The organism is Bradyrhizobium sp. AZCC 2262 (assembly GCF_036924535.1).
Taxonomy (GTDB): Bacteria; Pseudomonadota; Alphaproteobacteria; order Rhizobiales; family Xanthobacteraceae; genus Bradyrhizobium.
Window position 1 is genome coordinate 9,204,879 of record NZ_JAZHRT010000001.1, and the last position, 19,756, is coordinate 9,224,634.

Consider the following 19,756-nt stretch of genomic DNA (forward strand, 5'->3'; position numbering starts at 1 on the left):
CCCCACGTTTCCCGTGAAGGACTAGTCCCATGGAAACTTGAGGCAAATGGAAATGCAAGAAGACTTAATCCTATGGTTGGCTTTGTTTGTGGGTTTGGGAGCTGTGGCGATCTTCATATAAAGCACCCTCAGACCGCGCGCGCGCAGGGACGCCCGTGGTGCGTGTCTGCCCTGTCGAAGCCGGGAAGCGGTCGGCCCAGTCATGGCCGTTGCGTGTGAAGCAGCGGACCCGCGAGCCGCCCCGGCGCACCATCAGCCGGTACCCGTCATGCTTGATTTCGTGGACCCACAGCGGGCCGGACGGCGGTCGATCCACCTTCGACGGCTGGCACGGTTCGATGAAGCCGGAGCGACGCCGCCGCTGAAGGACCATCGCCCGGAGGATAGAGCAGCGCGCGACGGGTTCAATCCGCGAGAAAGTGCCTTGCCGTTAACCCTCAACCTGCGGCGGTGTGATATTGCTCCTGTGGGGACAATCAGCATGGCAAAGAAGGCACCTAAGTTCGATCCCGGCGACGGCCTGATCGTCACCGAGGTTGGCTCGTGGGCATCCGAAAAGCATGCTCGCGTGCAAGCCTACATCAAAATCGCGAGCGCGACGCGAGCCAAGTACGTTCCACCGCCAGCATGGCGCGCCGGTACGAGCTATATAGAATTGTTTTCGGGTCCCGGTCGCTCTCTGATCAGGGGCACCAACCGCATCATCGATGGCAGTCCGCTGGTCGCCTACAACGCGGCGCAGCTCAGCGGCGCGCCCTTCACGTCAATCCACCTCAACGATTTCGATGCGCAAAATTCGTCTGCCGTGGATGCGCGCATCCGCGCGCTCGGCGGTGCTGCTACTTGCTACAGCGACCCAGCCGATGTGGCCGTTGATAAGATCGTCGCGGCGGTGAACCCGAGCGGACTGCATTTCGCCTTCTTGGACCCGTATAACCTCGAAGGGTTGTCGTTCGACATCATCAGGAAGCTGTCGAAACTGAAGGTCGATCTTCTCATTCATGTCAGCGTGCACGATCTTCAGCGCAATCTTGACGACTACAGCAGGCCCGGTGATGTCTTGGATACCTTTGCTCCCGGCTGGAGCAAACACGTTGACCCGAAGAAGCTATCGAGAAATTCGTTTCGGGCGGCATTGATGGAATACTGGCTGGCCGAAATTCGAAAGCTCGGCAAGTTGCCAGCAGAAGGCGTCGAGCTTGTCGAAGGTCCGACCGGACAGCGGCTCTACTGGCTTGTGTTTGCGAGTGAGCACAACATTGCGCGAAAGTTTTGGGAAGCTGTTCGCAACCCCATGCGGCAGACAACGATGGATTTCTGATGGCTGACACTTCAATCGAATGGACCGACGCGACGTGGAACCCGGTCGCAGGCTGCACGGTCATCTCGCCCGGCTGCACGAACTGCTATGCGATGCGGATGGCGGCGCGGCTCGATGCGATGGGCATGAAGAAATATCGCGGGCTGACGCGCAAGAGCGGCAAGCGCGCGGTCTGGACTGGCAAGGTCAGGCTTGATCGCAACGCGCTCGGTATACCGGCAGGCTGGAAGAAGCCGCGCCGGATTTTTGTGAACTCGATGTCGGACCTGTTTCACGAAGCCGTGCCAGCCGAGTTTGTCGGCGCCGTCTGGCGTGCGATGCAGACAACACCGCAGCACACCTATCAGATTTTGACGAAGCGACCGGACCGAATGGCGAATATTACCGCATCGCTGCCGGTGCTGCCCAACGTGTGGCTCGGGACAAGCGTCGAAAGCGCCGACTACCTTGGACGCATTGACGATCTGCGCAAGGTCGATGCTACCGTCAGGTTTGTCTCGTTCGAGCCCTTGCTCGGTTCGGTGGCTCCGGCCGATCTGCGCGGCATCCAGTGGGCAATCGTCGGTGGCGAAAGTGGTCCGCGTTCGCGACCGATGGCCGAGCAGTGGGTCGCTGAGATTGAGACCGCATGCCGCAAGGCAAAGACAGCGTTTTTCTTCAAGCAATGGGGCGGCATTCGCAAGAAGAGTACTGGCAGGCACTATCGAGGACGCACGTTTGATGAGATGCCGCGCGCCGTCGCGATGTCCTAGGCAAATGTTGACCTTGAGGTGTCCGGTCTAAAGCCGTCCTTGTGCGCCTGCTGCAACGCAGGGAGGACGCTGTGCTCCCAAATGCCCTCGATGATCTTCAAGAAGCATTCCCGCATGTCCTTCGCGCTAGCTCGCAGTTCCTCCGGCAGGTTTTGATCCAGAAGACCGAACACAGTGACGCGGTCAGCTAGCGGCGGATGTGATGTTCCAGCCGGGGCGCTGTCGAGACCTGTCTCTAGCACCCAACGTGCACGGCGGGTCATGTCCATCAACCCCAACACGATAACGCCGCCAGCGCCGGAGATTGCATAGAAGTTAGGAGGCTCCGCCTTGTCGCCTAATGCCATGCTTACCGCGCGCGCGAATAAATCAGCTTCGTGCTCATCATCGAAAACATTCCGCGTGTCTTCAGTTGACGTAGCTTGACCGTGCTTCATCACGTGATGGCCATACTCGTGAGCAAGCGAAAACCACTCGATTGCGTTCAAAATCAAAATTCTGGTCACTTGCTGCCCAACTTGATCGGGCGGCGGACTAATGGATTGCGGCGGCAACTCACCACAAGCGAATGCGGAGATAATCACCGCCCATTCGGCTAGCAGCCTTGGCGACGCGCGTAAAGCCGGGAGTACCAAGGCGGGATCATTGCTCACTTTGATGAGTGTTCCGGTCTCGTGCAGCAGCGTTCGAGCAAGCGCTTTGCTAACGCAGTTGCAAAAGCCGCCAGCCGCAATTCTGATCCTGCGGATCGAAAGTGATTGGCCGATCTAAACTGGAAATGTCGGAGTGCCTGAATACCGTGTCGATTGCTCGGAATTGACTCGCTATTGGACCGTTAAAAAGCGCAGGGTGATTTATCACCGTTTCGCGCTTTTGGCTGTTGTCGGTGACTGAGAGTGTTGAGCTCCCGCCTTGGTGAAAGGGAGATCCCATGCCCAAGAATTCCCCGCCTCCGATCTGCCCGAAGTGCAGCATACCTATGCGATTTGTGCTCGTGAAAACGGGAGGACGCAAATTCCGCTGCGTCGATTGCGATGTAACAGGCCTCCTCAAATTGCCGGAGTTCACACAGCTCACGGGCGAATTAAGGCATCCGGGCTGAGACGGTCTCTGAGATAAGCCACCTGTTCGTCACCCAGCGTGCTAAGCCCTTGCATGGTAACAATGGATCTCTTCCGACAAGGGCTGCTGGCGCAGATGGAGCGCGCTACCCATCACGGTCGGATTGATGTCCTAATCAACTCGGGGGAGCTGTACCGCTCACTCGGTGGCTATCCCGGCTCTACGCATGGGATGCCTTTCTGCTGTGACGCCATGGAAGCGGAAATGAAGCTTGGCGATATCTTGCTTATTGAGCGCGCCAACGGGGCCGGAATGACTGTCCGCTACTTGTTGCCCCGCTCCACTTAGGCGGCTTGAAAGGCTCACTATGACGCTGAAGATCAAAGAACATACGTGCCAGACCTGCAACGGAACGGGCTTCCCCGTGGTGGCGCAGCCGATCCGGCCGGACCGCAAAATCTACCCCGTCAAATGCAGAGACTGCGACGGCAAGGGAAAGATTACGGACGCCAACTAAGGCGGCCTATATTCGCGTACCTGAGCAATATTGACCACGCGGGATTGCCCAAAGCAGTCCATGCTCAGGGTCATGGCCCTAGAAGCGCAAATGCTGACCACTGAAGAATTCGCCTCCCTGCTTACGGTCTGTAACGCGGCTATAAATAGCTCAGCGTCCGCAATCCCCGCCGGGCACAGCGCTAGGCTGATCGCGCTGGGCTACATGGTGGACCTAGCGGGCGAGCTGCGTATGACCACGCCAGGACGAATCCGGATATATGCCGGGCAACTCGCTGGCTGATGGCCTTACCGTTTATATCGGGGTCTGCAATCCGGGCGACGATAGCCACTCGTTCATATGTGACGCCGTCTCTGGCTGCCTGCCTGCGCGACGATTTTTTTGGGGGGCAAAACCGCGCAGATCAGCAAAGGCAGACATTGGTTGGCCGCGCGGATGGCAAGGGGCTAGGTCAGCATCCCTCACTTGATCTTCCTTGAGCCGCGCCCAGTTTTAAGAAAGGTTAGGTTTGATCGATAGGTTCTCGCACCGGCTAGCACCAACAGGAGACATAAGAGACCCATAGCGGCCACTGTCTAAGGCTAGAGCAAAGTCGAGCGCATCAACCCCAACTGTAAACGAAAGGACCGCCGGTCTCCGGCGGTCTTTTTGTTTGGGTGAGCCGGGGCGATCAAGGTCCTCGTGATATGCTTAAGCCAAAGCAAGGAGGCTGGCATCAGCTTATTTAAAACACCAGATCAGTCGGCTCAGGTTGAATACGACGGCATTTCCATCCCGATACCTAGGTCGACATACGAAAAGAACGGCTACAAGCCCGATTTCGACAAACTGCCCCTCGAAGACGAATATAAGGCGGCCCAGGAGAAGTTGCGTAATGCCCCGAGGCCCTAAAGGCAATTCACCCCCTCGGGCTGACTGCTATCTGCAGGATCACCCCTGAAAAACAATTATCGAAGGTGCTGCGCTTTGGCGATGTGTTGACCAATTTCGTTCGCCTGATTGGCTTCGCCGGCATCAGTCAACAAATGCTGAAGCTGGGTAGCACCAGTCAAATCCAAGCCGACCAGCGGATTTCCCGTTGACCGAAACCACAGTCGCGGCACACCCAATTCATCTTTGCGGGCTTCGATTTCGCATTCGGTGGGTGGTATTCCGAACATACTGAAGAACTCTGATTTCATCTCAGCCTCCGGTGCCCTATCAAATAATGTGGGAACGAAAATGCGACTTTAAAGGCAAAGAAAACGAAAGCGGCCCCGACCGGGGATAGGGGAATTACCGAGGCCGCCCGGCCCGCCGCTACAGAGTTCCGATTTCTAACCGTCCTTCGACTTGGTAACCTCTCTCGCCAGTCGTTCAGCCTTCAGCCGTTCTAGGTTTTTGCGCAGCGCTTTTTGCTCCTGCTCGTAATCGTTCAGGGGCCTATCCGATGGACGGAACATGCTTGCTTCATTTTCGCGTTTGCTCATGACGTGACCCTTTTGATGGATGGATCCCCACGACTGAATACCGCGCATCGTACTGGCTCAGACTAACATACTTGAAGGGGCCGATGTCAGTTCTGGCGGCGAAACTAATGTCTCAGTTGGGTCAATCGCGTCGGTTTGCCCCTCCACCGATGACTTCCGGTCTTCCCCCGATAGTGTTGCAAAAGTCGAAAGTTGCAGCGGTCCAAATTTTTGGCGAAAACCTGAAGCGCAAAGAGGTCGATGATTCGTATAGCCTCAGTCGCGCTACCGAAGTCGCCCATGAATTTGGCGCAAGGCGATGAGGTCCCTCAGATCATTACACGAAGAACGCGCCAGCGGCCCTCAGAATTTTTGACATCTCCTGCAAAACGACTTTTGCAACACAATCCCCCCGGAAGCGGACACCGTCACGGCCGGTCGGCATGTCTCAAAAGTGCCATGCGACATTGGCGAACGATGCCACACCGACGCGCCGATGAACAATTGCGGAAAATCGGCGACGTCAGCGCTGCGATGTATTGGTCGGCTGCCGATCCAACAGAATATCGTTCATCCTGATTTCCAGCGCGATTTTCACGTTCGGGTGCGTCAGAATATAGAAGCGCCCGTCCTTCACCGCGTCGATCGTGATCTTTGCGATGTCGGCGGCGGATAGCTTTCCTGATTTGATCGCCTGTCTGATGCGATCCGAGTACTGTTCCGCTTCCGGATTGGAGTCCGCGAGTTCCGCGGGCCGGTTGCGTTCGGAGTTCGATATCCCGGTGTCAACGAATGCGGGGCATAGCACGGAAACGCCGATCGGCGCATTCTGGCCGCGCAGCTCGTGATGAAGGCATTCCGTGATCGCGACTACGGCGTGTTTGCTCGCGGCATAGACGCCTGAGCCCGGGGGCGCAAGCAGCCCCGCTGCGGAGGCTGTGTTGACGATGTAAGACTCTTCCTTTTGCGCCAGCATGCGCGGCACGAAGCTGCGCAACCCGTGAACCACGCCCATCACGTTGATACCCAGCGTCCACTTCCAGTCGTCGAGCGTGGCCGTCCAGATCGGCCCCGCCGTTCCCACGCCCGCGTTGTTGAAGAGCAAGTGGCATGCGCCAAAGCGGTCGTATGTCGACCTTGCCAGTTGCTCAATGCTGTCGGCACGGGAGACGTCGCTGCCAATCACGAGGGACTCGGTGCCAGGCTTGAGCAGCGCGACGGTGGTACCTAAGCCACCTGTATCGATATCTGTGAGAATAACCTTCATTCCTTCGTCGGCGCAACGGATCGCAAATTCACGACCAAATCCACTGGCCGCACCCGTAATCACCGCAACTTTTCCGTGAAGCTCTTTCATGGCGAGTCCTAGTGAGAAACACGTCGGGAAGTACGGTTGCGCCGGTTTCTTGTAATGAAGGCGCGCCTATCACCGGGATTGCGATATCATCGATAGAGCCGGCGTTCGACCCGCGCCTCGGCCATTATTGCGCTCCGATGCGTAATACGGAAAGTCTATGGGCTAAGACCGGGATGTGTCCATCGAGTTCGCAATCCGCTTGGGGTCAATCGCGTCATTTTGCTCCTCAGCCGACTACTTCCGGTCTCCCCTGGAAACGGACATCGTCAGGGCCGGTCGCCACGTCTCAAAGGTGCCAGTTTCGGACCTGACGGTTAGTCCGCAAGGCAAAGGTTCATCGCTAGTTTCGGCAACATTCTTCCCGGCACCGAGCCAGACGGCGCTTGGCCGACATCGTAAGCTCCCATCCTGCGGTAAAAGGGAGCGGCATCGGGATCCGCCTCGATCGTTAGTCGCGTGGCACCCAGTTCTTTCGCGACGTCGGTAGCCCAAGCGAACAGCGCCTTACCCGTGCCGCTGCGGAGCGCGCTGGGCTCGACGAATAGTTTCAGCAAATCAGCTTCATCATCGACTACTCTTAGCTGTGCAACACCGATTGGCTTGCCGTCATGTTCAGCAACCGCGATGGGCGTCAACTCCAAGTCGCGCGGTTCAAACGACAACTCGCCGCGACACGCTTCCATGAATTCCTCGTCGTAGCCCCAGACAGCCTTAGACCTGAAACACAGATCGGAAAGGCCGGATAACTCATCAATCGTCGGCGGTCGGAGTTTCAGAGCCAAGCAAAACCTCTTTCGACTTGAGGGAGCGGTGTAGCATTTCAGCTTGCCAATGTCTCTTGTGGGTCAAATTCGGCAGTCAGGGCGTGCAACTCGGCAGTCCGCTTTACCCTCGATATTGTTGCGAAAGTCTTTTTGGGGTGGCGAACGAAAATTCTTAGAGCTGCTGATACGCTTTATGCGCGGCAACGTGAGGGACCATATCGTTTCATCCAAAATCGATCACGAACCTCCGCAGTGGCGTTGAAAAGCGACGCAGCTGCGGAGAAGTCCAAAGATCAACTTTCGCGAGATTTTCCGGGTCGCTCGATTTTCGACTTTTGCAACAATATCCCCTCAAAAACGGACGTCGCCAGGGGGGCCTGTCAGGTCCGAAAAGTGCCAAACCCGGACATGTACTACGCACTCGCGGCGAACAAATCCCAACGGCCGGGCAAGCCCTTGAGTTTATGCGAGCCGCGCTCGGCAAACTTCAGGCCCGCCCCGGCAACAAGGTCGGTGACAACTCTTGAAACAAGAACTTCACTGGGTTGAGACTGCGCCATGACGCGGGCGGCTGCATGGACGGCAATGCCGCCAATGTCTCTTCCTCTGATCTCAATTTCCCCAGTGTGAAGCCCCGCGCGGAGCGGCAAGCCAATCTGCTTTGAGGCCGTTCCGAGCGCCAAGGCACATCGAACCGCACGGCCCGGCCCATCGAATGTCGCTAAAATCCCATCACCCGTCGACTTGACCAAGGTCCCACGATGTTTCTCAATCGTTTGAATGGCCAATTGGTCATGATTGTCCAGCAATCTCCGCCAGGCCTGATCGCCCATGGTGGCAGCGCTGCGCGTCGAATCGACGATATCCGTAAACAACACCGTGGCGAGAACGCGTTCCAAGTCGCTCGATGAACTTTCGCGATGCCCCGTGATGAACTCTTCGATGTCGCCAAGCGCCGCTTCGACGTCGCCGATGATAAAGAGATGGTCGCCGCCGGGATATTCTATCAGTTTGGCATCGGGAATGCACGCTGCCAATTCGCGGCCACGTTCAACCGGAACCATCACGTCGCCTTGATTGTGAAGCACGAGTGTCGGAACGCGCACTGCCGGGAGGATGGAACTGACATCGATCTGGGAATTCAAAATCGTAAAGGCTTTGACAGCTCCCGGACTGGCCGAAAGCCGTTCGAACTTGGCAAACTGGGCAACTGCAGCCGGGTCCGCTGCCAGGCTTGGAGCGACACGCTTCAGCATTGCGCCCGTGCCCCAGAACTTGATGCGCTGTTCTAATACTTCCGCCATATTCACGTCGCGCCGGTTCACAAAACCGCCAAACAGAATGAGCCTGGAAACGCGCTCTGGATATGTAGCGGCGAACAAAGCGCTCATCGCGCAACCTTCGGAATGTCCGAACAGCGTTGCTCGTCGCGAGCCGATAGCATCCATAATGGCGCGAACGTCATCCATTCGCTGTTCGAGCGAAGGCGCGTCAGATACCCTGTCCGATAATCCCTGACCTCTTTTATCGAACGTCACCACGCGTGCGAAGTTCGAGAGGCGGCGCAAATAAGCGGTATAACCGGGCAGTTCGTGACGGAATTCAATGTGTGAAATGAACCCCGGCACCATAATGATGTCGACCGGTCCATCGCCCATCACTTGATAGGCGAGATTGACGTCCCCGCTGAGAGCGTAACGCGTCTCCGGCAAGTTAAAATCACTCATTTAAGTCCTCGAAACCGCAAATAACTTGTTTGTCCTTGGCACGAGGGGATCAAGCGTAACCCGAATCATCCGTCATGGCGACGGGCTACGACGTCAGTTCTGGGTCATTCGCGTCGGTTTGACCGGATCACGGCGACTTCCGATCTACCCCCGTGAACGGACATTCACAGGATAGGCGGGCATGTTCTCAAAAGTGCCAAGAGGCGACGTATCAACTGGTGCCGCATGATATAAAACAGGCCGCCTCAGTTGGCGGCTTCAATTCAAACGACGGCGCAACTTCTTGATGATCTCGCGAAGGTCTGCCACGTACTCTTCGATGATCCGTCGCGCTTCCTCTAGCCGCGACGGTTTGGGCGGCGGCTCATCGTTACCCGGTTGCGGTTCTTCTGGCGGTGACATCCACGAACGATCGGCAGCGAACCAAACAGTCCATTGATCTAAATCAATAGGAACCACTTTCAGTTATGAAATGACTGCGTTCCACCCAAAATGCGTTAGGAGGGTGCAGATGAGCGAATATGAGAACCGACAGTTTGTTGAGCAGGCTTACGCCGCCTTCAAAGCCGGTGACATCCCGACGCTGTTGCAATCCCTGTCAGAGGACGTCACGTGGAAGTTGCCAGAGATTGAGAACGTGCCTTTTGCCGGCGAGCGACAGGGGCGCGGCGCGGTCGGCGAATTCTTTTCGACCCTCGCAAGCCTACAGCATGCGCGTTCTTTCGAGGAGCGTGAATTCATTGCTCAGGGCGACAAGGTCGTCGTTCTCGGTCATTACGTCTGCAGGTCAAAGCCAACGGGCGCACCATCGACGGCGACTTCGCGCACGTCTTCACCCTCCGCGGCGGTCGGATCGTGGCCTTCCACGAGTACATGGACTCAGCCGCGGTCGCCAAAGCGTATCGTTAGAGTATTAGAGCCGTAGATCGCGCGGCGGAGCTGACGTGGACTTGATGTCGCACGTTAAGTCCTCCGTTGAGCAGAGGCAACCCACAGGAGCAATGCGAAGCCGTTCTTGACCTTCGGGCCGATGGGTAGTCCGCTTTACCCTCAAGAACAGAGGTCGCCAGCCTGTCCTGTCAGGTCCGAAAAGTGCCACATCCGGACTCATGCGGTGCAGCAAAAAGGCTTTATTCGATCACCTCGTTGGCAAGCGCCAGCAAGGTCGGGGGCACGACGATGCCAAGCGATTTCGCGGTGATTCCATAACGAACATTACGCGCACCCGCTTGACCACGTTAGACCACATTGCCACGCGATCAGGCAGGAACGTGGTGAACGAAACGTTAAGAAGATCGAACAGCGAATGCCCCGGCCCGCGCGCATGGTCCTGTCCCTCCGGGGGGCGGTGCTGGGTAAGATAAGGGGTAAACCGCCCAAAACCGGACAACGGCAAAAGTGCCATATGCCCCAGCCCGCAGGCTATCCCTCAATCTGGAGTGTGGATATCCGAAAAATAAAAATCGGAATTTAAGAATTGGAAACCGCACCGTGCGAAGTGCTTGTGTGGCTCATTGCATGCATCGTCACTCCATTGCATGCTCCGCCTTTTTCCGGGAGCGGTCAATGGGCAATCTCAAATTTGGCTTGCTAAGCGCTGGCGCGGCGTTGTTCGCGTTCGTCATAGTGCAAGGCGCGAACATGCCGGACACTGGGCCCTCGGAAGCGTCAATCGTGCGAGCACAGCAGCGCGCCGAGCTTGACGAACTTTGCAAGCAATACTTTAGCGATGGCAAATGCCGCAGTTGGGCAACGGTTGAAAATTTGCGCAAAACGATGGCTCGCAACGAGCGGTTAAAGCGAGAAGAGGATGCGAGGATCGCGGGCGTTTGGCAGGACATGCAGACCGGGCGCAATGATCATCCGTTGCCGTGCGGTGACGCATGCGTGGCAGCCAACAAGGGCGTTGCCGAGCGGCGTCTATACGGAAGCGATTTCCGATGATCCTAGCGAATGCGAAACCATGGTTTGCACTAGCCGGCAGGCTGCCCGTATGAAGCTCAAAGCCGCAGCCACGAGGCGTCCGATCCGCCGGATGAACGTCTGATATCTCTGGCACCGGGTGGATGGCCGAAATTGGACACGACCACCATTCCTAGGGCCAACTTCCGCTAAGGGTCAAAAACGGTCCTGACGGCTCCGAAACGCCACTTCCGGTCTTCCCCCGGAAACGGACATCGTCGGGGTCGGTCGGCGTGTCTCAAAGGCACCAAGAGCAGAAGTCTTCGAACGCAAGCAACCGAACCCTGTCCCGTACATAAGCGTAAGCATCGCTGACATGCTTCCGATTGCTCCGTAGAAAAGCATGGTGTGCTTATGAAATCGGCATAATCTACAAGCGCGCGCTGTGGGAATTTCAAAGCTGCCTCGGAGCTGAATCATGAAGAACACATCGTTCGCGGTTGCTGCTATAGCAGCGGCAGGATTTTCGCTCGCGCAACCCGCATTGGGGCAGTCGGACGAAAAGCTCGGCATTGTGAATTTCGAAACATCGTGCAAACCGGAGGCGCAGAAGCTTTTTAACCAAGGGATGCTGTATCAGCACTCGTTCTGGTATCGCGCTTCGCAAAAGGTTTTCGAAGATGCGCTGAAGGCTGATCCCGAATGCGGCATTGCCTATTGGGGCATCGCGCTAAGCCTGCTGTGGAATCCACACGCTACACCGCCCGCGAAGAATCTTGCCGAAGGCGCGTCGGTAATCGCAAAGGGCAAGACCGTCGGTGCCAAGACCCAGCGCGAGCGCGATTATATCGACGCGCTCGGCACGATGTATGCCGACTACGAGAAGGTCGATCACCGCACCCGCCTTCTGGCCTATGCCAAGGCGATGGAGGAATTGGCGCAGCGCTATCCCAACGATGACGAGGCGCAGATCCACTATGCCCTCGCGCTCAACACCTCGGCGTCACCGGCCGACAAAACCTACGCCAACCAACTCAAGGGCGCGGCGATCCTGGAGCCGATTGCAGAACGCCAACCGCAACATCCCGGCGTGTCGCATTACCTGATCCATCTCTACGACTATCCGCCGATCGCTGAGAAAGGTCTCAACGCCGCCCGGCGTTATGCCAAGATCGCGCCGGCCGCGGCACACGCCCAGCACATGCCGTCACACATTTTCACGCGCGTCGGCTACTGGACTGAATCGATTGCCTCGAATACCGAGTCCGCGCGTGTAGCCAAAGACGCCGGGGATTTCGCCGAACAGCTGCATGCCATGGACTACCAGGTTTATGCCTATCTGCAGCTCGGCCAGGACGCCAAAGCCAAGGCTCTCATCGATGACATGGCTGGTGTCACCGGTTTGACCGAGACCTACATGCCCGGACCCTATGCGTTGGCCATCTCGCCGGCGCGCTATGTGGTAGAGCGCGGCGACTGGAAGGCGGCTGCGAATCTTCAGGTCCGTCCAAACCCGCTGCCTCAGGTGCAGGCGATTACTTATACGGCGCGCGCGCTCGGAGCGGCCCGCTCGGGCAATCCGGAAGCCGCCAAGGCCGACATCGCCAAGCTCGCCGAGTTTCGCGACAAGCTGCGTGACGCCAAGGATGCCTATTGGTCAGAACAAGTCGATATCGAACAGCAGGTCGCGACCGCCTGGGTTCTCTATGCCGAAGGCAAGCAGGATGACGCGCTGGCCGCGATGAGCGCGGCCGCCGATGCCGAGGACAAGACCGAAAAGCATCCGGTGACCCCGGGCGTGCCGAAACCCGCGCGCGAACTCTACGGCTCCATGCTGCTTGAGCGTGGCATGACCAAGGAAGCACTCGCAGCATTCGAAGCGACGCTGAAAAAGGAGCCCAATCGGCTGGGCGCCTATGCGGGTGCGGCCGTGGCCGCCGAAAAGTCCGGCGACCTCGCCAAGGCGCGGGAGTACTACGGCAAAGTCGTCGCGATTGCCGATAATGCCGACAAGGCCCGCACTGAAGTAGCCGACGCGCGAGCCTTCCTGCAAAAGCGCTGAGGCGCGTAAGATGAAGCGCATGGCAATACGTATGAAAGCGCTGTTTCTGCCGATCATGCTGAGCGTCCTCGCCACCCCGGCCGGGGCCGCCCAGCCGCTTCAGGTCATCGGATATTCCGGTTATCTCGGGGAGTGGGAGTTGACCGCGACGGTTACGGAGACAGCTCCCGGATCGACAGCGGAATACTCAGGGCCGCTAACGATGAAGCATGTCGGCATCTGCACCCAGGAGGGCCCGGAGGAGAAAACGGGCGCACTACGCTTTCAGATATCGGCCTCATCGTCCCGATTGAATGCAACACTATCGGTTGCCGGCGTCAAATGTACTTACAGCGGACAATTATCCGACTCATATGCCGGCACAATGAACTGCGCTGGCCGACAGGGCGTTCCGCTTAAGCTGTGGGTGAAATAGCCCTCGCCTCGAAGACCGCAATGAACTCGCGTCGCTTCATTTCCCTAAGCCATTGGCTATCGCTGGTCGAAGCATCCCTCTCGTGGGAACGGGACGGCGCGAACTTGTAGAGATGATTTGCCCGACGAGGAGTGCGGGAAAGTAGCGATCTCTGCCCTGGATCAACCACGTCGTTTTGGCTGTCAGCCGGCTACTTCCGGTCTTCCCCGGAAGCGGACATCGTCACGGCCAGTCGGCGTGTCTCAAAAGTGCCAATAACGGTCATTCCGGCATTCCCGCGATCCGGTAAGCCTGCGCCAATCTTCCGATATCTTCCGCCCTGCGAAAAGGAGTCCTGTCCCGAATTCGAGAAATTCGTGGGGCCGGATTCCGTTGCATTAAGCGCGCGCAGATCGCTCGCGCTTCCTCAATTCTTCCAGACATCGCATGGCATGCCATCATGATAAGTTGTGCGGAAAAATAATTTGGTTGTTGCCCGATGGCGGTCGCCGCCCACGTAGCGGCCTCATCATTGCGGCCGGCGAAAAAATGAGCATAGGCCAATCCGGTCTGGACAACGAAGTTCCGAAGATTCAGCGGACTCAAACGCAAGGCGAACTCGAATTGCTTGATCGCGGCATCTACATCACCGAGATAAAGGTGGACCCAACCGCTCCAATGGCGTGCGGCAGCCATATTTGGGTCTAACTTTATCGCCCGCGAGACGAGGGCCGCGCCTTCCTCAACCTCACCCACTACGAAAGCGAGCGCATTTCCGGCCCATGCGAGCACCGATGGGTCGTCTTTATCGAGTTCGATCGCCCGCCTCGCGAGCCGCCGGGCCTCAGCTATCTCCTGGGCAGCAGTATCGATTCTCCAGCCGTAAGCTTTCCTTTGTATATAGCAACGAGCGCCGAGCGCGTACGCTGCGGCGAATTCGGGATCGATACCGTTGGCAATTTTGGTGAGCTTGAGCGCTTCAATGTTCGTTTCACGGGCGAACCGATAAACGCAAGCGAGCGCGCGAAGATAATAGTCGTAGGCCTGAAGGCTTTCGGTCGGTTTGCGCTTTGCTCGATCGATTTCGGCGCGTTCAAGCTTGGGAGAGATTGCGCCGATCACGTTAATGGTGACCCGATCCTGCAGATCGAAAATATCATCGAGTTGGCTGTCGAACCGGTCGGCCCAGAGATGCGCTCCTGTTGCGGCATCGATGAGCTGTCCTGAGATACGAACGCGATTGCCGGCCTTGCGCACACTGCCTTCGAGCACGTAGCGAACGCCAAGTTCATGGCCGACCTGCTTGATATCGACGGCCTTGCCTTTGTAGGTAAAGGTGGAGTGTCGCGCGATGACGAAGAGCGATTTGGACCGCGACAGTCCGGTAATAATGTCCTCGACCATGCCGTCGGCGAAATATTCCTGTTCCGGATCGACGCTCATGTTCTGGAACGGGAGCACCGCGATGGAGGGCTTGTCGGGGAGAGGGAGCGGCTGCGCAGTCTTGCTCGACAGCTTTGTTACCATTGCCCGGGAAGAGGTTGGGGCAATGCGCACGCGCCAGACCCGTATCGGTTCGGCGATATTCTTCAAAGATTGCGAACCTGTATCCTCAAAGGTGATATCTACCTTGCCACGAATTTGCCGGTGCGCATCGTCGGAAATGCTAAAGCCGCCCGGTTCTGCGATCCCTTCGAGACGCACTGCAATATTGACGCCGTCACCAAAGATATCATCCTCTGCGATGATAATATCGCCGACGTGAATGCCGATGCGAAATTCGATCCGTTTGTCCGGCGGCACATCAGTATTGTGTTCGGCCATGCCGCGTTGGATTTCGTCGGCACATCGCACGGCGTCGACCACGCTCCCGAACTCAACGAGAGCGCCGTCCCCGGTATTCTTGACGATGCGCCCGCGGTGATCGCTGATTTTGGGATCAAAAAGCGTCTTTCTCAGAGCTTTCAGTTGGGCCAGCGCGCCTTCTTCGTCGATCCCTATCAAGCGGCAAGAGCCCACAATATCCGCTGCCAGAATCGCTACCAGCCGCCGCTCTACGTGCTCTCTGCTCAAGATGCACCCCCGGGGCTCGGGGAAACTCAATGTTCATATAGCACAATTGCGGACCAATGTCCGACTGTGCCCGCTTCCGAAATGGGTCAAGAGCGCCGGTTTGAAGCCCCGCCGACTGCTTCCGGTCTACCCCAATCAACGGATATTATCAGAGCGGCCCAGTTGGTCCGTTTGGTGCCAAAATCGGACTTATGTGTTGACGGCGACCTCGGTCTGACGACGCGCTCCGAGGCGGCTTTGGAGCCGCCTCGTTTCTCGTATGCTCACCGACAGGCGTACATCTGCCCGTCGTCAAGCTTGGTCATGGTACCGGGCTTGCACCCGGATGGTGTTGCGCGCCTGGTAGTCATCCCACCCGCTGTAGCCGTACCAGGGGCACCGCCCGCGTAGTAGCGCCCCTCACTGCGTAGTGACGGGTACTACTAATTGAACGACGAGACCTGACGCTATTGCACCTTGATGGTCCCGTTCGCGTTGAAGTTGTCCTTTGGGTTATACCCTGAGTCGTGCAGATTTTTGATATACTGGGCGCGGTCGCTGCTGCTCACACCGCCCCACGCCGCGGATGGACCGCCGTAGTAGGCCGCCCTGGCACCCAGAACATTCCCACCGTAGTAAGGACCACCTGCGTAGTAACCTGTGCCTGTTTGGTAGGGGTTGCCTCCCCATCCCCTGTTAGGTGAGGTGGCCGCGACCGCGCCAGCCGTGCCAATCGCGGCAGCCGTGCCGACCGCTGCGGCACCTGCGCCGACTACACCGGCGCCGTAAACAGCCCGCCGGTTGTGCCGGCGCGCAACACCGGCCCCGCTCACCGGGGTCAGCGGGCGACCTACCCGCGCCTGGGCGCTCTCGATTGACAGCGAGATGCCGCCTTGCTCAGACCAACCGAAGGACAACAATGCCGCACACGTAAAGGCAGAAGCTGCAAGGGCAGTCTTTCGTGCATGTTTCATGGGCTTTCTTCCGTTGTGCAAAGAACATCAATGTTGCACCACGCGTGCCTACGTCACCGTGTCAGATCGAGTTCCGACTTTTTGGCGGAAATGTTGATAACATTCATGTTACTGCCGATGCTCGGCATGGGTGGCGCTCCCCGCGTCCCCACTTCTGCAACGGGTCATTTCCGTCGTTCTAAACGTGCTCCGTTCACTTCCGGTCTTCCCCGACTAGCGGACATTCGCAGGGTCGGTCGGCATGTCTCAAAAGTGCCAAATCCGGACTCGTGCGCCGCAGCAAACTGCCAGACTACCCAATCAGCTCGTCAACAAGCGAGAGCGGCACGGCGGAAGTCGCGATGCACTAGGCCGTTGCCGCCTGCGTTTGCGGCGCCGCCAACTTTCTCACAAAGCCGCGATGAGTGACTGCTCAGCTAGCCGGCGGCGACGGCAACACTGCCCACCTGGTCAACAACGCTGGCATCACCGGGAGCACCGCCTGTGCTGGCAGGGATCGTGGCGATCGGACGCGATGCTCGAGCTTGACAGCCTTAAATGTAACTGGTATGGTTACGGTTATGACCGCGAACAGTCGTATGGCAAGTGCCGTCCATATCAGGAGTTTCGTCGCTTACGCCGGCGACGAGGGAACGACTTCGGAGGCAATCGCGAAAAGCCTCCAGACCAACCCGGTCGTGGTGCGGAAGATCCTCAAGCTTCTCGAGCGGGAGGGACTGGTCGCTCTTTGCCAAGGCCGTCACGGCGGCGTCGGTCTCCGGCGCCCGGCATCTCGCATAACACTCGGTCAGATCTACAAGGCGGTTGAAAGCGAGACCGGCGTTTTTGCCATGCGCAGCCAAGTGCATGAAGGATGCGCGGTGGCCTGCGCGATGAAACGAAGGCTCGGCCCAATCTTCAACGCTGCGAACGACGCCGTTGAGCAGGCTCTCAGCAAAACGAGTCTCGCGGAGCTGGTACGCTGCGTCGGCTAAATTTGCCTGAAATTGTAACTGACACGGATATGTTTAATAAGGAGTGATGACAATGGGTAGGCTAACGGACAAGAATATCCTTATCACCGGCGGTAACAGCGGGATCGGGCTGGCCACAGCGCAGGAATTCGACCGAGAGGGCGCGCGCGTCGCCATCTGCGGCTTGAATGAAAGGACGCTGCAGGCGGCCAAAGGGACGTTGGGAGCCGAAAGTCTCGCCGTTCGCGCGGACGTCAGCAAACTCGCCGACCTCGATACGATGTTCGCCACGATCAAGCGGGAGTTCGGGCACCTGGACGGCCTGTTCGTAAATGCAGGTTACAGCGAGTTCCTGCCGTTCGAAGAGGTGACAGAGCAAAGCTTCGACATGGTGATAGGCTCCAATTTCAAAGGGGCTTACTTCACCATTCAAAAGGCCTTGCCGCTGCTCAGGCCGGGCTCGTCTGTCGTCATCAATGCGTCCGTTGGCGCGCGCAAGGGGTGGCCGACGACCTCGACCGTCTCGACCTGCAAGGCCGCGGTCGTCCATCTCGCGCGAATCCTCAGCGCCGAGCTCGTCGGCCGCGGGATTCGCGTGAATACCCTAAGCCCAGGCCCGACGGACACGGCGATGTTCGGTCGCTTCGCAGGCGAAGAGCAGGGCGACGCGGTCAAGGGCGTCCTTGCAACCAACAATCCCAGCAAGCGGATGGCCGATCCGTCGGAAATCGCGAAGCTGGCGGTTTATCTCGCCTCGGACGATTCCGCGTACATCGTCGGAGCAGACTTCCTGATCGACGGCGGGGTCTCAGCCATTTCGCCCGTGGGCGCTTGAGCTTCATTGCAGAGAGTCGGGGCCGTTCCTGTTTCCGCTCAGGCAATGGATGGCTCGCACCGCCACAGGCTGCCAGTATCATGCGGAGGGTTCACCTCCCGGAATGCGAGGGTACGAACGAGTGAAGTTCCCCGGCCCAAGTGAAGTCAAGATTTCTCCGCCCTTTGGTCCTCGGAAGAGGGTACTCGCGGACGAGAACAGTTAGAGGAGGCATCACCTAATGCCGACCAAAGACGATTTTAATCCGGACCATCGTTTGCCTCGCTTTCTCGCCCGTGAACCTGAGCAGCAGGCTCTCGGGAAAGCTTGGGACAGAGCTGTTATCTCGTCCCGCGTTCTCAAGGCGAGCATCTGGGCTGCAGTGGCGACAGCGCTGAGTGTTGCGATTCTATCGGTGGTGGGTAATCCAGTGACGCTCCTTGCGGACGTCAAGACTTCCATTGGGGACGTCACGGCTTCCATTGCGGACGTCACGCCTCCGCTCGCCAACAAATCGGCGCTCCAGCCTGACACCCATCAGTCGATGCCAACAATTCAATCTAGCGCCGAAGTTCAGGCTTTGCCGCTGGCGGCAAAGGAAGTGCTGGCCCGCGAGGAAAATGCTGCCTCCTCTGAACCCACCGGTCAGAACCAAACGGAAAATGGCGAAGACCTGTTTAGGCAATTCCAAGCTTGGGCGGCCGAGAAAGATGCGCAGGCACAAGTCGGGCCCGTACAGTCTGTTCAAAATGCCCGGGCGCAGATTGTGCAAAATGCCCCAGCGCAGGTTGCGGAAGGTAGCCGAGCGTCACTCCGGCCCATGCAAAAACACCGACACGTCAGGCCCGTCCACAACGCACGGGCGGAGATGCGGCCAGTGAACAATCCACGAAAGAAAGTCCGGCGGGAACAAAGTTCGCGCATCCAAGACCCGCGCGCACAAGAAGCCCGAGCGCGGGGACAGGGCCAGGTTGTGCAAAGTCCCCAGGCACCGTCGTTCCTCCAAACCTTCGGTTGGCCCAATTAGGCATAACTCCGTTCAAGCGTTTTAGAGCAGCCGGCCGTGCTCCGAGCAGGAGCTGATCGTGCACCTCAAGGGAGCTGCCATGCCATCTCGACAGCGGCGGCTTTTAACCCATCAGCGAGTCTGGGACGCGCGCTGCTCATAGCCGCCGCCGCTCATAAACTGTCGCCGACCAGTTTGCCCGGCATTCGCCGCCGCTCGATGGAAGTGCCCGCGTGGAGCGGTGCTGCCACTGCATGCGCCCTTTCGAGGTGGCCGCTACCTTGCAGCTGCGAGTTGCTCAACTTGCTGTAGGCAGCTCCGAGAGGCTTTGCGGTGCTACCGTCTTGCAAACAAACACGTTGGCGTGGGCGTACCATTCGCGGCTCCTGGTTTAACCCTCGAAATAAAATAGTAACTCAAGGTGCGGGGCAAGGTCCGACGGTGTCCGCTTTGAACGCAACAGCAGACCTAACAGAGCGCTGGCTCCAAGTCCGTTAAGTGCCGATAGTGTTGTAAGTGCCGATAGTGTTGAAAAAGTCTTTTTGGGGCTCCCGGCCAAGCGCGCATGGCATATGTCCCGCGGACTCAACGTCTGGAAGTCTGCCCTTTCCCATCATCCACACCCGGTCTGTTGAAGGTGGTGATTTGGCA

The 19,756-nt window shown here is 57.9% G+C and carries 18 protein-coding genes; 10 read left to right on the forward strand and 8 right to left on the reverse strand.

What is annotated here, in order from left to right; translation table 11 throughout:
- Window positions 1-268 precede the first annotated feature (268 nt).
- A complete protein-coding gene (gene tcmP / locus V1283_RS43210; RefSeq protein WP_334392669.1) occupies window positions 269-1,321 on the forward strand; it encodes a three-Cys-motif partner protein TcmP in 1,053 nt (350 codons plus the stop codon).
- A complete protein-coding gene (locus V1283_RS43215) occupies window positions 1,321-2,073 on the forward strand; it encodes a DUF5131 family protein (RefSeq protein ID WP_334392670.1) in 753 nt (250 codons plus the stop codon). The genes tcmP and V1283_RS43215 overlap by 1 nt, the downstream gene beginning before the upstream one ends.
- On the opposite strand, the gene V1283_RS43220 is transcribed toward V1283_RS43215, so the two are convergent.
- On the reverse strand, window positions 2,070-2,657 hold the full coding sequence (locus tag V1283_RS43220) for an ImmA/IrrE family metallo-endopeptidase (protein ID WP_334392671.1): 588 nt from the start codon (window positions 2,655-2,657) through the stop codon (window positions 2,070-2,072). The genes V1283_RS43215 and V1283_RS43220 overlap by 4 nt on opposite strands.
- Window positions 2,658-3,502: 845 nt before the next feature.
- On the opposite strand from V1283_RS43220, the gene V1283_RS43225 reads away from it, so the two are divergent.
- A complete protein-coding gene (locus V1283_RS43225; protein ID WP_334392672.1) occupies window positions 3,503-3,652 on the forward strand; it encodes a zinc finger domain-containing protein in 150 nt (49 codons plus the stop codon).
- Window positions 3,653-4,599: 947 nt separating this feature from the next.
- Here V1283_RS43225 and V1283_RS43230 read toward each other — a convergent pair.
- From V1283_RS43230 to V1283_RS43250, 5 genes are all read right to left on the reverse strand, one after another.
- Window positions 4,600-4,833: a hypothetical protein gene (locus tag V1283_RS43230; RefSeq protein WP_108522855.1), complete on the reverse strand. Its 234-nt coding sequence runs from the start codon at window positions 4,831-4,833 to the stop codon at window positions 4,600-4,602.
- A 135-nt stretch (window positions 4,834-4,968) separates the two neighbouring features.
- On the reverse strand, window positions 4,969-5,121 hold the full coding sequence (locus tag V1283_RS43235) for a hypothetical protein (protein WP_334392673.1): 153 nt from the start codon (window positions 5,119-5,121) through the stop codon (window positions 4,969-4,971).
- A 502-nt stretch (window positions 5,122-5,623) separates the two neighbouring features.
- Window positions 5,624-6,457, reverse strand: a complete 834-nt coding sequence (locus tag V1283_RS43240) for an SDR family NAD(P)-dependent oxidoreductase (RefSeq protein ID WP_334392674.1) — start codon at window positions 6,455-6,457, stop codon at window positions 5,624-5,626.
- 314 nt (window positions 6,458-6,771) lie between these two features.
- Entirely contained in the window at window positions 6,772-7,239 is a 468-nt protein-coding gene (locus tag V1283_RS43245) for a GNAT family N-acetyltransferase (RefSeq protein ID WP_334392675.1), read from the reverse strand.
- 395 nt (window positions 7,240-7,634) lie between these two features.
- Window positions 7,635-8,948 (reverse strand): adenylate/guanylate cyclase domain-containing protein, encoded by a 1,314-nt coding sequence (locus V1283_RS43250; protein ID WP_334392676.1) that lies wholly within the window; start codon window positions 8,946-8,948, stop codon window positions 7,635-7,637.
- Window positions 8,949-9,459: 511 nt separating this feature from the next.
- On the opposite strand from V1283_RS43250, the gene V1283_RS43255 reads away from it, so the two are divergent.
- From V1283_RS43255 to V1283_RS43270, 4 genes are all read left to right on the forward strand, one after another.
- Window positions 9,460-9,873 carry a nuclear transport factor 2 family protein gene (locus V1283_RS43255; protein ID WP_334392677.1) on the forward strand — a complete coding sequence of 138 codons (414 nt, stop codon included), beginning with the start codon at window positions 9,460-9,462 and terminating at the stop codon, window positions 9,871-9,873.
- A gap of 641 nt (window positions 9,874-10,514) precedes the next feature.
- Complete coding sequence (locus V1283_RS43260; RefSeq protein ID WP_334392678.1) at window positions 10,515-10,892, forward strand: hypothetical protein; 378 nt, start codon at window positions 10,515-10,517, stop codon at window positions 10,890-10,892.
- 436 nt (window positions 10,893-11,328) lie between these two features.
- Window positions 11,329-12,912 (forward strand): hypothetical protein, encoded by a 1,584-nt coding sequence (locus V1283_RS43265; protein ID WP_334392679.1) that lies wholly within the window; start codon window positions 11,329-11,331, stop codon window positions 12,910-12,912.
- A gap of 10 nt (window positions 12,913-12,922) precedes the next feature.
- Window positions 12,923-13,327: a hypothetical protein gene (locus tag V1283_RS43270; RefSeq protein WP_334392680.1), complete on the forward strand. Its 405-nt coding sequence runs from the start codon at window positions 12,923-12,925 to the stop codon at window positions 13,325-13,327.
- A gap of 261 nt (window positions 13,328-13,588) precedes the next feature.
- Here V1283_RS43270 and V1283_RS43275 read toward each other — a convergent pair whose 3' ends face one another.
- Both V1283_RS43275 and V1283_RS43280 read right to left on the reverse strand, forming a co-directional pair.
- On the reverse strand, window positions 13,589-15,379 hold the full coding sequence (locus tag V1283_RS43275; RefSeq protein ID WP_334392681.1) for a tetratricopeptide repeat protein: 1,791 nt from the start codon (window positions 15,377-15,379) through the stop codon (window positions 13,589-13,591).
- A 446-nt stretch (window positions 15,380-15,825) separates the two neighbouring features.
- The gene (locus tag V1283_RS43280) at window positions 15,826-16,332 is read right to left on the reverse strand and encodes a hypothetical protein (RefSeq protein ID WP_334392682.1); all 507 of its coding nucleotides are present in this window, start codon (window positions 16,330-16,332) and stop codon (window positions 15,826-15,828) included.
- Window positions 16,333-16,856: 524 nt separating this feature from the next.
- Here V1283_RS43280 and V1283_RS43285 point away from each other — a divergent pair.
- The 3 genes from V1283_RS43285 to V1283_RS43295 all read left to right on the forward strand — a co-directional run bounded on the left by V1283_RS43285 (window position 16,857) and on the right by V1283_RS43295 (window position 19,126).
- The gene (locus V1283_RS43285) at window positions 16,857-17,306 is read left to right on the forward strand and encodes an Rrf2 family transcriptional regulator (RefSeq protein WP_334392683.1); all 450 of its coding nucleotides are present in this window, start codon (window positions 16,857-16,859) and stop codon (window positions 17,304-17,306) included.
- Window positions 17,307-17,358: 52 nt separating this feature from the next.
- Window positions 17,359-18,120: an SDR family oxidoreductase gene (locus V1283_RS43290; RefSeq protein WP_334392684.1), complete on the forward strand. Its 762-nt coding sequence runs from the start codon at window positions 17,359-17,361 to the stop codon at window positions 18,118-18,120.
- Window positions 18,121-18,340: 220 nt separating this feature from the next.
- On the forward strand, window positions 18,341-19,126 hold the full coding sequence (locus tag V1283_RS43295) for a hypothetical protein (RefSeq protein WP_334392685.1): 786 nt from the start codon (window positions 18,341-18,343) through the stop codon (window positions 19,124-19,126).
- Window positions 19,127-19,756: the final 630 nt, after the last annotated feature.